At 72.4% G+C, this 11630-nt stretch carries 8 protein-coding genes and 1 riboswitch; all 8 genes read right to left on the reverse strand.

The annotated features are described in order from the left end of the window. Positions 1–7: 7 nt before the first annotated feature. The 8 genes from cobI to ACIRP7_RS14750 all read right to left on the reverse strand — a co-directional run bounded on the left by cobI (position 8) and on the right by ACIRP7_RS14750 (position 11624). The gene (gene cobI, locus ACIRP7_RS14715) at positions 8–754 is read right to left on the reverse strand and encodes a precorrin-2 C(20)-methyltransferase (RefSeq protein WP_403658207.1); all 747 of its coding nucleotides are present in this window, start codon (positions 752–754) and stop codon (positions 8–10) included. Further along, positions 739–2223, reverse strand: a complete 1485-nt coding sequence (locus tag ACIRP7_RS14720) for a cobyrinate a,c-diamide synthase (protein ID WP_403658210.1) — start codon at positions 2221–2223, stop codon at positions 739–741. Before ACIRP7_RS14720 ends, cobI begins: the two co-directional genes overlap by 16 nt. After that, on the reverse strand, positions 2220–2819 hold the full coding sequence (gene cobO, locus ACIRP7_RS14725) for a cob(I)yrinic acid a,c-diamide adenosyltransferase (protein WP_403658212.1): 600 nt from the start codon (positions 2817–2819) through the stop codon (positions 2220–2222). The genes ACIRP7_RS14720 and cobO overlap by 4 nt, the downstream gene beginning before the upstream one ends. Beyond that, a complete protein-coding gene (locus ACIRP7_RS14730) occupies positions 2819–4831 on the reverse strand; it encodes a putative cobaltochelatase (RefSeq protein ID WP_403658215.1) in 2013 nt (670 codons plus the stop codon). The genes cobO and ACIRP7_RS14730 overlap by 1 nt, the downstream gene beginning before the upstream one ends. Continuing rightward, positions 4828–8484 (reverse strand): cobaltochelatase subunit CobN, encoded by a 3657-nt coding sequence (cobN, locus tag ACIRP7_RS14735; RefSeq protein WP_403658218.1) that lies wholly within the window; start codon positions 8482–8484, stop codon positions 4828–4830. The genes ACIRP7_RS14730 and cobN overlap by 4 nt, the downstream gene beginning before the upstream one ends. Next, positions 8481–10016, reverse strand: a complete 1536-nt coding sequence (locus ACIRP7_RS14740; RefSeq protein WP_403658221.1) for a cobyric acid synthase — start codon at positions 10014–10016, stop codon at positions 8481–8483. The genes cobN and ACIRP7_RS14740 overlap by 4 nt, the downstream gene beginning before the upstream one ends. Further along, positions 10013–10954 carry a cobalamin biosynthesis protein gene (locus ACIRP7_RS14745; protein WP_403658223.1) on the reverse strand — a complete coding sequence of 314 codons (942 nt, stop codon included), beginning with the start codon at positions 10952–10954 and terminating at the stop codon, positions 10013–10015. The genes ACIRP7_RS14740 and ACIRP7_RS14745 overlap by 4 nt, the downstream gene beginning before the upstream one ends. 97 nt (positions 10955–11051) lie before the next feature. After that, a riboswitch (cobalamin riboswitch) is annotated at positions 11052–11195 on the reverse strand. A 207-nt stretch (positions 11196–11402) separates the two neighbouring features. Further along, positions 11403–11624, reverse strand: coding sequence for a hypothetical protein (locus tag ACIRP7_RS14750; protein ID WP_352390451.1), 222 nt, complete (start codon positions 11622–11624; stop codon positions 11403–11405). Between the last annotated feature and the right edge of the window lie 6 nt (positions 11625–11630).

Below are 11630 nucleotides of genomic sequence, written 5' to 3' on the forward strand. Positions count from 1 at the left end.
GAGGGTGTCACAACTTGCCACCCCGGGTGCCGTCCCGCCGTGCGGGCGCGATGAGGGTGGAGAGATACGGCAGGGGAGCCCCGTCGAGCTCGGCGGCGGGCCGAATGGACTCGGCGTCCAGCCCCAGCGCCGATCCCCATACGGCGTCCTCGATCCGTCCGGTCTCCCTGAGCACCTCGGCCACCTCGGCGGCCTGCCGCCCGAACTTGTAGGCGACGACGGTCCCGGGCCCGTTGAGGGCGTCCTTGAGCACGGCGGAACCGGCGGTGACCGGCACGAGCGTGAGCGGTTCGGTGCCCTCGGTCAGTACGGCCCCGGACCGCGCTGCGAGATCCTGCATGGCGGTGATCCCGGGCACGGTCTCGACGACGACGCCGGGCAGGAGCTCGCCGATGGTGTGGGCGAGATAGGTGAAGGTGGAGTAGACGTTGGGGTCGCCGATGGTCGCGAAGGCGACGGAGCCGTGGGCGCGCAACAACTGCGCGACCCGCTCCCCGGCGGCGTCCCAGGCGGCCTCCCGACGGCCGTGATCCGTGCGCTCGTTGAGGGCGAAGACGACCCGTACGACCTTCTCCTGCGGCACGTAGTGCAGCACGGTCGCCTCGGCCCGCCCCCGCTCACCCGTGTCCATGACCGGCACGACGACCACGTCGGCGGCGCGCAGGGCGTTGACGCCCTTGACGGTCACCAGCTCGGGGTCCCCGGGCCCGACCCCGACCCCGATCAACCTGCTGCTGCTCATGACGTCCGGCACCTCTCCACGAACCGACGGGCGACACCGGGCTGCGAGGCCCAGTGCGTGTGCAGATAACTCGCGTGCACACCACGCTGTACAAACCCTTCGAGCCGCCGCCGGGGCACCCGCACACCCCACGCGGCCGCGTCCCCGGCCCCCGGCTCCACCACGGTCCGGTGGAACTCGTGCCCCCGCATCCGCGTCCCGGCGACGGCGAGCGAACTGTCGCTCACGGCGACGGCGTCGCGATACCCGAGGGTGAGCTTCTCCTCCATCCGCGCCGAGGCGTCGAGCACCCCGCACATCGGCTGCCCGTCGAGCTCACGGCACAGATACAGCAGCCCGGCACACTCGGCGGCGACGGGAGCGCCGGTCTCCGCGAGGGCGGCGACGGCTTTCCGCAACGGTTCGTTGGCGGACAGCTCGGCGGCGTAGACCTCGGGGAAACCGCCCCCGATGACCAGGCCGGCGGTCCCGTCGGGCAGTTGCTCGTCCCGCAGCGGATCGAAGGTGACGACCTCGGCTCCTGCGGCGGCCAGCAGCTCGGAGTGCTCGGCGTAGGAGAAGGTGAAGGCAGGACCACCGGCGACTGCGACTACCAGCCCGTCTGGGGGTGCCCCCTCTGGGGGAGTTCGAGGACGAGGCCCTTCTAGGACCGACGGGGGTCCGGGGGCGGAGCCCCCGGGCGGGGTCGAAGGGGCGGCAGCCCCTGGGGACGGGAAGGGGAGGGGCGGCGGGGGCGAGGAACCCAACACCTCAGCCGCATCCCAAGCCGTGCACGACAACGCCCCAGCACCCCTCGCGAGCATCAGCAGACCCTCAAGGTCACATCCCCGCTCGACTTGCGTAGCCATCGCGGCGACCGCAGACACCGCCTCCCCCCGCCGCTCCGCAACCGGCACCAACCCCAGATGCCGAGAAGGCGTATCCACCTGAGCCACCCGCCGCAGCACCCCGAACACCGGCACTCCGGCCGACTCCAGCGCCTCCCGCAACAACGCCTCATGACGATCGGAGGCGACCTTGTTGAGGATCACGCCCCCCACCCGCACCTCGGGATCCCACGACGCGAACCCGTGCACCAGCGCAGCGACGGACCGGGACTGCGACGAGGCGTCGACGACCAGCACCACCGGCGCCCGCAGCAGCTTCGCCACATGGGCCGTGGACGCCAGCTCCCCTTCCCCCGCGGCCCCGTCGAACATCCCCATCACCCCCTCCACGACGGCGATGTCACACCCGCGCGCCCCGTGCAGGAACAGCGGAGCCACCAGCTCAGGACCGCACAGATACGCGTCGAGATTCCGCCCCACCCGCCCGCTCGCGAGCGCGTGATACCCGGGATCGATGTAGTCCGGCCCCACCTTGTGCGGAGACACGGCGAGCCCCCGCGCGGCGAACGCGGCCATCAACCCCGTGGCGACGGTGGTCTTCCCGCTGCCGGACGACGGCGCGGCGATGACCAGCCGAGGGACGGAAGACGTCACCACTCGATGCCCCTCTGCCCCTTCTGCCCGGTGTCCATGGGGTGCTTCACCTTGGACATGTCGGTCACGAGATCGGCGAAGTCGACGAGCTTCTCGGGCGCGTTCCGTCCGGTGATGATCACGTGCTGGGTCCCGGGCCGATTCCCGAGCACGTCGAGCACCTCGTCCGTGTCCACCCATCCCCAGTGCATCGGATAGGCGAACTCGTCGAGCACATACAGCTTGTACGTCTCGGCGGCGAGGTCCCGCTTGACCTGCTCCCAGCCCTCCCGGGCCTTCTCCTCGTTGTCCATCTGGGCATCGCGCTGCACCCAGGACCAGCCCTCACCCATCTTGTGCCAGTCGACGGTCCCGCCCTCGCCGGAAGCCCCCAGCACCCGCAGCGCGTTCTCCTCGCCGACCTTCCACTTCGCGGACTTGACGAACTGGAACACCCCGATGGGCCACCCCTGGTTCCAGGCCCGCAGGGCGAGCCCGAAGGCGGCGGTCGACTTGCCCTTGCCCACCCCCGTGTGCACGACCACCAACGGCCGATTACGACGCTGACGAGTCGTCAGCCCGTCGTCCGGCACCACACTCGGCTGTCCCTGCGGCATTACGCGGCCCTCCTCTGTACGTCCTTCACCAGTCCGGCGATCGAGTCGGCCCGCAACTCGTCCAACGTCACCGCGGTACCGCCCAGTTCACCGGCGAGCTGCCCGGCCAGCCCCAACCGCACGGGCCCGGACTCACAGTCCACGACGACCGAGGCGACGCCCTCCGCGGCGAACAGCCGGGCCGCCCGCCCCGCCAGAGCGACCGGCTCGGGCCCTCCGGTGGCCCGCCCGTCCGTCACCACCACCACCAGCGCCCGCCGCGCGGGATCCCGCAGCCGCTCCACCCGCAGCACCTCATGGGCCCGCAGCAACCCGGCCGCGAGCGGGGTACGCCCACCCGTCGGCAGCGTCTCCAGCCGGGCCGCCGCCGCGTCCACGGACGACGTCGGCGGCAACGCGACCTCCGCCGCCGAACCCCGGAACGTCACCAGGCCCACCTTGTCCCGCCGCTGATACGCGTCGAGGAGCAGCGACAGCACGGCCCCTTTCACCGCGCTCATCCGCTGCCGCGCCGCCATCGACCCGGAGGCGTCGACGACGAACAGCACGAGATTGCCCTCGCGCCCCTCACGCGTCGCCTGCCGCAGATCGTCCCGCCGGACCACGAGCCCGCGCCCCGACCGGCCCCGCGCCCGCTGATGCGGGGCGGCCGCCTGCACGGTGGCCGCCAGGTGCAGCTTGGTCAAAGCCCCTTGGGGCCGCCGCGCACCGGTGGTGCGCCCGTGCTCGGTCCGCGCCCGCGACCGCCGCCCGGCAGCGCCGTCGCCGAGCCCGGGCACGCTGAGCATCTTGGTACGGAACGGCTCGGCAGCCCGTGCGGCGGCCTGCTCCCCGGAACCGGCCCCTGATGCTTGCGGCTCACCGCCGTCCCCGGCCTCCGGCTGCGCACCGGAATTCCCGTCGGCCTCAGGTCCGTCGGAGGAGGGTGGCTGCCCACCACCCCCACCGGGCCCGTCCGGGTCCGGCTCGTCATCGTCCCCGGAGTCCCCCGAGTCCCCGGACCCGCTGAACTCCTCTAGCGTCTCGTCGAGCTTGTCCTCGTCGAGTCCCGGCGCGTCAAAGGGGTTACGGCGCCTGCGGTGCGGCAGCGCGAGCAGCGCGGCCTGCCGTACGTCCTCCGCGAGCACCTCGGTCCGCCCGGCCCACGCCGCGAGTGCGGTCGCCGTGCGCGCCATCACGATGTCGGCCCGCATGCCGTCCACCTCGAACGCGGCACAGGTCGCCGCGATCTGCCGGAGCGCCCCGTCGCCCAGCCGCACCGACGGCAACAACTCCCGCGCGGCGACGATCCGTTGCCGTACGGAGGCCTCCTCGTCCGCCCAACGGGCCGCGAACCCGGCCGGGTCGTCGTCGTAGGCGAGCCGTCGCCGTACGACCTCCACCCGCTGGTCCGGGTCCCGCGAGGCCGCGACCTCGACGGTCAGCCCGAACCGGTCGAGCAACTGCGGCCGCAGCTCACCCTCTTCGGGGTTCATGGTGCCGACGAGCAGGAACTTCGAGGCGTGCCGCACGGAGACGCCCTCGCGCTCCACGTACGACGCCCCCATCGCGGCGGCGTCGAGGAGCAGGTCGACCAGGTGGTCGTGGAGGAGGTTGACCTCGTCGACGTAGAGGATCCCGCGGTGCGCGTCGGCGAGCAGGCCCGGCTCGAAGGCCTTCACGCCCTCCGCGAGCGCCCGCTCGATGTCGAGGGCGCCGACGAGCCGGTCCTCGGAGGCACCGACGGGCAGTTCGACCATGCGGGAGGGGCGCATGCCGCCGTTGCCGGGCTCGTGCGGGCCGTCCGGGCAGGACGGGTCCGGCGCGGCGGGGTCACAGGAGAACCGGCAGCCGGGGACGACCGCGACCTCCGGCAGCAGCGCCGAGAGCGCGCGCACCGCCGTCGACTTGGCGGTGCCCTTCTCGCCGCGCACCAGCACTCCGCCGACCGCCGGTGAGACGGCGTTCAGCAGCAGCGCGAGCCGCAGGTCCTCCTGGCCGACGACGGCCGTGAACGGAAACGGGGTACTCACTTCTCGTCACCCTCCAAGTCGCCCTCGAGCTCCAGGTACGTGGCCCGCAGCCGCTCCAGCGTGTCCGCGTCCGGCTCGGCCCACAGTCCACGGTCGGCGGCCTCCAGGAGCCGTTCCGTGATGCCCCGCAGCGCCCAGGGGTTGGACTTCTTCATGAAGTCCCGGTTCTCCGCGTCGAAGACGTACTCCGCGCTGAGCTTCTCGTACATCCAGTCGTCGACCACGCCCGCCGTGGCGTCGTAGCCGAAGAGGTAGTCGACGGTCGCCGCCATCTCGAAGGCGCCCTTGTAGCCGTGCCGTCGCATCGCCGCCATCCAGCGCGGGTTGACCACGCGGGCGCGGAAGACCCGGTGGGTCTCCTCGCCCAGCGTCCGCGTCTTCACCTGGTCGGGCGTGGCGGAATCGCCCACGTACGCCTCGGGGTTGGCGCCCGTGAGGTGGCGCACCATGGCGACCATGCCGCCGTGGTACTGGAAGTAGTCGTCCGCGTCGACCAGGTCGTGCTCGCGGGTGTCGACGTTCTTCGCGGCGACGTTGATCCGCTTGAACGCCGTCTCCATGTCCCCGCGTGCCGCCCGCCCGTCGAGTCCGCGCCCGTAGGCGTAGCCGCCCCACACCGCGTACACCTCGGCGAGGTCGGCGTCCGAGCGCCAGTTGCGGGCGTCGATCAGCGGCAGCAGACCGGCACCGTACGCCCCCGGCTTGGACCCGAAGATCCGGGCGGTCGCGCGCCGCCGGTCGCCGTGCTCGACGGTGTCCTCGTCGGCGTGCGCCTTCACGAAGTTCCGGTCGGCCGGCTCGTCCAGCTCCGCCACCGTGCGGACGGCGTCGTCGATCAGCCCGACCACGTGCGGGAACGCGTCCCGGAAGAACCCGGAGATCCGGACGGTCACGTCGATGCGGGGCCGCCCGAGCTCCGCCAGGCCGATCACCTCGAACCCGGTGACCCGCCGCGAGGCGTCGTCCCACACCGGACGGCAGCCGAGGAGCGACAGGATCTCGGCGATGTCGTCGCCCTGCGTGCGCATGGCCGACGTGCCCCAGACGGTCAGCCCCACGGACTTCGGGTACTCACCGGTGTCGGCCAGGTACCGCTGCACCAGCGAGTCGGCGAGTGCCTGTCCGACCTCCCAACTCAGCCTGGACGGGATGGCCTTGGGGTCGACGGAGTAGAAGTTCCGGCCGGTCGGCAGGACGTTGACGAGACCACGGGTCGGGGAGCCGGAAGGCCCCGCCGGGACGTAACCGCCGTCCAGGGCCTTGAGGATGTGCCCGATCTCGTCGGTCGTCCGGGCCAGCCGGGGCACGACCTCCGTGCAGGCGAACTCCAACACCGCGACGGCGTCGGCGAGTTCGGTGCCGAGGACGTCACGGACCAGACCGGGGACGGCCGCCGCGTCCCAGGACACGGCCTCCATGCCCTCCGCGACCCGCCGGCACAGCTGCTCCAGCAGGTCGATCGCGTCGGCGGCCGTCCGCGCGGGACCCTCGACGAGGTCGGACAGCTCCACCGGAACCTTCAGCGGCGCCCCCGGTTCGGCGAGCAACTCCTTCTCCACCAGCCCGAAATGAGCCGCGAAGGAGGCCCGCAGCCCCGGCAGGGCGTTCGCCTGGCCGCCCCACACCTGCGAGGCGCGCAGCACGGCCAGCACGAGGTTGACGCGGGCCTCGTCGACCGGACCGCCCCCGAGGATGTGCAGCCCGTCGCGGATCTGTACGTCCTTGATCTCGCACAGATAGCCGTCGATGTGCATGACGAACTCGTCGAACGCCGTGTCGTCCGGCTGCTCGTCGACATGCAGGTCGTGGTGGAGCTCGGCCGCCTTGACCAGCGTCCAGATCTGCGCGCGGACGGCCGGGGCCTTGGTCGGGTCGAGGTCGGAGACGAGCGCGTACTCGTCGAGCAGTTGCTCCAGCTTGGCGAGGTCGCCGTAGGTGTCGGCCCGCGCCATCGGCGGCACCAGGTGGTCGACGACGGTGGCGTGGCCGCGCCGCTTGGCCTGGGTGCCCTCGCCGGGGTCGTTGACGATGAAGGGATAGATCAGCGGCAGCTCACCGAGCACCGCGTCCGGAGCACAGCCCCCACTCAGGCCGAGGCCCTTGCCCGGCAGCCACTCCATCGTGCCGTGCTTGCCCATGTGGACGACCGCGTCGGCGCCGAACGAGTGGTCCAGCCAGCGGTACGCGGCCATGTAGTGGTGCGACGGCGGCATGTCCGGGTCGTGGTAGATCGCGATCGGGTTCTCCCCGAAGCCGCGCGGCGGCTGGATCATCACGACGACGTTCCCGAACTGGAGGGAGGCCAGCACGATGTCGTCCCCGTCGACGTAGAGGGAGCCCGGCGGCTCGCCCCACGCGTCCAGCATGGCCTGACGCAGCTGCGGGTCCAGCCGGTCGAACCAGGCCCGGTAGTCGGCGAGCGGAACCCGCGCGGGCGCGGAGGCCAACTGGTCCTCGGTGAGCCACTCGACATCGTGACCGCCGGCCTCGATGAGCCGGTGGATGAGCTCGTCGCCGTTGTCCGGGTACCCCTCGACGACGTACCCGGCATCCCGCAGCGCGTCCAGCACCCGCACCGCCGAAGCGGGCGTGTCCAGGCCCACCGCGTTGCCGACCCGGGAGTGCTTGGTCGGATACGCGGTGAAGACCAGAGCGAGCTTCTTCTCGGCGTTCGGCTTGTGCCTCAACTCCGCGTGCCGTACGGCGATCCCGGCGACCCGGGCGGCCCGCTCCGGGTCGGCCACGTACACCGGGACGTCGTCGGGTCCCTGCTCCTTGAAGGAGAACGGCACGGTGATCAGCCGTCCGTCGAACTCCGGGATCGCGACCTGCATGGCCGCGTCCATGGGGGACAGGGCCGCGTCGGACTCGTCCCAGACCGCCCTGGACGTCGTCAGGCAGAGCCCTTGCAGCACGGGCACGTCGAGGTCGGCCAGCGCCCCGATGTCCCAGGCCTCCTCGTCACCGCCGGCCGAGGCATGCGAGGCGTGGGTGCCGCCGGCGGCGAGGACGGTGGCGACGAGCGCGTCGGCCCGGGCGAGGATCTCGTAGAGCGCGGGGTCCGCCCCGCGCAGTGAACCGCAGTACACGGGAAGGGCGTTGGCACCCTTCGCCTCGATCGCCTCGCACAGGGTGTCCACGAAGCCGGTGTTGCCGCTCAGCTCGTGGGCCCGGTAGAAGAGCACGCCGACGGTGGGGCGGCCTGCCACGAAAGGACGGTCGCCGTGGACGCCGTACTCCGGCATCTTCTGCGGCTCGACGAACCCCTCGCCGGTCAGCAGCACGGTGTCGGACAGGAACCGGGCGAGTTCCTCCAGGTTGGCGGGCCCGCCCTCGACGAGGTACTTGAGCGCCTCGGCCACCACACCGGCCGGTACGGACGACTCGGCCATCAACTCGGCGTCGGGAACGGCCTCTCCGCCCAGCAGCACGGTCGGGATGCCCGAAGCCTTCAGCGCGGCGAGCCCGTCCTCCCAGGCCCGCTTGCCGCCGAGCAGCCGTACGACGGCGATGTCCGCGCCCTCGATCAGTGCCGGCAGCTCCTGCGCGACATCGACCCGGGTCGGGTTCCCGATCCGGTACGAGGCGCCGGAAGCGGCCCGGGCCGCCAACAGGTCCGTGTCGGCGGTGGACAACAACAACACTGTGCTCATGCGGGCGCTCCCGGTGGAATGAAAGGCAGTCCTTGCGGCGCGCCGGACTCGATGAGCCGCCACAGCGCGTCCGTGTCCGCGTGCTGTTCGATCAGGTCGCCGAGCCGGTCCAGCTGCTCCTCGCGCAGCGCGGCGAACGACGTGTCGGGGGCCGGCACGAACCGGCGGCCCGCGGCGGCCGCCACCTCCCGCAGGAAGGCCCGCCGGAAGCCGTCCGACTCCAGCGAGCCGTGCCAGTGCGTGCCCCAGGTCTGGCCGACGCGGCAGCCGTCCAGGCTGTGTCCTTTGTCATCAGAGATGAACGCTTCGCCCCCGTGGATGTCGGCGACCCCGTGATGGATCTCGTACCCCGCGACGGGCTCGCCGAGGGCTTCGCCCTCCGGCCGGGTCAGGGTCTTCTCCCGCGCGAACCGCACCCTGACGGGAAGGACTCCGAGCCCCTCGACGTGCCCCTGGCGGCTCTCGACCTCGTCCTCGATGTGCTCGCCGAGGATCTGGAAGCCGCCGCAGATGCCGAGGACGGGCCGCTGCTCGGCGACCCTGCGCCCGATGGCCGCCGCGAGCCCCCGCTCCCGCAGCCACTGAAGTGCCTTGACGGTCCCACGGGTTCCCGGAATCACGACGAGGTCGGCGTCGGCCAGTTCCTCGGGCCGGTCCACGAACCGCACCACGACACCGGGTTCGGCGGCCAGGGCGTCGACGTCCGTGAAGTTGGACATCAGCGGGATCGCGCACACGGCGACCCGCAGCACGTCCTCCCCGAGGGGAGCAGCCGTGTTCGACTCCCGGACCGTCCCCCGCAGGGACACCCGCAGCCCGTCCTCCTCGTCGATCCCGAGGCCGTGCCGGAAGGGCAGCACGCCGTAGGTGTGCCGCCCGGTGAGTTTGTGGAGCGTGTCGAGCCCGGGTTCCAGGAGGCTGACATCCCCCCGGAACTTGTTCACGAGGAACCCGGCGACGAGCTTCTGGTCCGCTTCCGAGAGCAGCGCGACGGTGCCGAAGAAGGAGGCGAAGACGCCCCCGCGGTCGATGTCGCCCACGACCAGCACGGGCAGCCCGGCGTTGCGGGCGATTCCCATGTTGACGATGTCGGTCCGCCGCAGGTTGATCTCGGCCGGACTCCCGGCCCCCTCACAGATCACCGCGTCATACGTGCCCCGCAACTCGGCGAGACAGTCGAGCACGGTCCCGAGGAGCCGCTGCTGCCGCCCGCCGTGATAGCCCCGGGCGCTCAGCTCACCGACCGGCTTCCCGAGCAGCACGACCTGACTGCTCTGCTCGCCACCGGGCTTGAGCAGCACGGGATTCATCAGCGCGGTCGGCTCGATGCGGCAGGCCTGCGCCTGCATGGCCTGGGCCCGCCCGATCTCCGCGCCCTCCCTCGTCACGAACGAGTTGAGGGACATGTTCTGCGCCTTGAACGGCGCGACCTTGACCCCCTGCCGCACCAGCCACCGGCAGATCCCCGCGGTGACGACACTCTTGCCGGCGTCGGAGGTGGTACCGGCTACGAGAAGCCCTCCGCCACTCATGCGCTGCGCCCCTTCACGAAGGCCCGCGCGGCGACACCGACGCCGAGCGCGAGCAGCCCGACGCGCCGCGACAGCCGTGCGGCGCGCTCGATGTCGTACATGGCGACGGCGCGCCCCTTCTGATGGAGCACCGGCCGGTGTTCGACCCGCCCCGCGTACGAGAGGGTCCCTCCCAGTCGGACACCCAGCGCCCCCGCGAACGAGGCTTCGACGGGCCCGGCGTTGGGGCTCGGATGCCTGTGCGCGTCCTCCCGCCAGGCCCGCACGGCACCCCGGGGATCGTCTCCGGCCACGGCAGCGAGTACGGCGGTGAGCCGCGCCCCCGGCCATCCGGCGAGGTCGTCGAGCCGGGCGGAAGCCCACCCGAAACGCCGGTACCGGGGCGACTTGTGCCCCACCATGGCGTCCAGCGTGTTCACGGCCCGGAATGCGAGCAGCCCCGGCACCCCGCCGACGGCACCCCACACGAGCGCCCCCACGACGGCGTCGGAGGTGTTCTCGGCCACGGACTCCACGACCGCCCGGGCGATCCCGTCGGCGTCGAGGGACTGCGGATCCCGCCCGCACAGGTGGGGCAGCCGCTCCCGGGCCGCCTCGACGTCCCCCGCCTCCAGCGCCCGCCCGATGACCCGGGCCTCCCGTACGAGGGAAGTCCCGCCCACGACAGCCCAGGTGGCGGCGCCGGTGAGCACGAGGGAGGCGGTACGGGAGGGACGTACGGCATGCTCCGCGACGGCGCCGAGCGCCCCCGCACCGCCCACGCACACGGCGGTGTGCAGCGCGCCCCACCCCCGGTGGTCCCGCCACAGCACCTGCTCCACGGCTGCGGCGGCCCGCCCGAACGCGGCGACCGGATGCCCACGACGGGGGTCACCGAGCAGAAGGTCACCGATCAGACCGGCGGCGGCGCCGTACGCGAAAACGCGATCGGCACGCATCGGGTCAGCCGATCGCGGGGTCGTTCACGTACCGGGTACCGCTGGTCGATCGGCAGGCGAGCATCGCGTCATGTCCTCACTCAGGGTGTCCACGCCCTGGTTCGACGAGTCCGGCGGCGAGAGTTCCTGGCTCCCGGGGTTGTCTACCCCGGTGACAGTGGCGGGACCGCGCCGGATTCGCACCGGCTTCCTCTTCTGCCGCCGTAAATGGCTCCGGCAGTCCACCACGGGCCTTCGAGACCCGTCAACTTCTTGTTGACCTGCGGCGGGAGAGTGTGCAGAACCCCACATCGCCGGTCATGAAAGACGGCCGGGGGGGGGGGGGGGGGGGGGGGGGGGGGGGGGGGCGCGCCCCCCCCCCCGCCCGGCGGGGGGGGCCGCCGCCCCGCCCCCCCCCCGCCCCCCCCCCCCCCCCCCCCCCCCCCCCCCGCCGAGTGACGGGGTGCCGTCAGGCCACGATCAGGGAGATCCCGTACGCCACCGCCGCCGCGCACGCCGCGAAGCAGGCGTAGGCGCCGGTGACCGCGAGCGTGGCCGAGCCGCCCTGGGCCGTGGCCCGCTCCTGGCGGGACAGGCCCATGATGCCGAGGGTGAACAGGGCCACGAGGCCCACGGTGACGACGAGGCTGACGCCGAAGACGGAGCCGAGTGCTTCCCAGTCGATCTTCATGGTGAG

The organism is Streptomyces sp. NPDC102270 (genome assembly GCF_044766405.1).
Classification (GTDB): domain Bacteria; phylum Actinomycetota; class Actinomycetes; order Streptomycetales; family Streptomycetaceae; genus Streptomyces.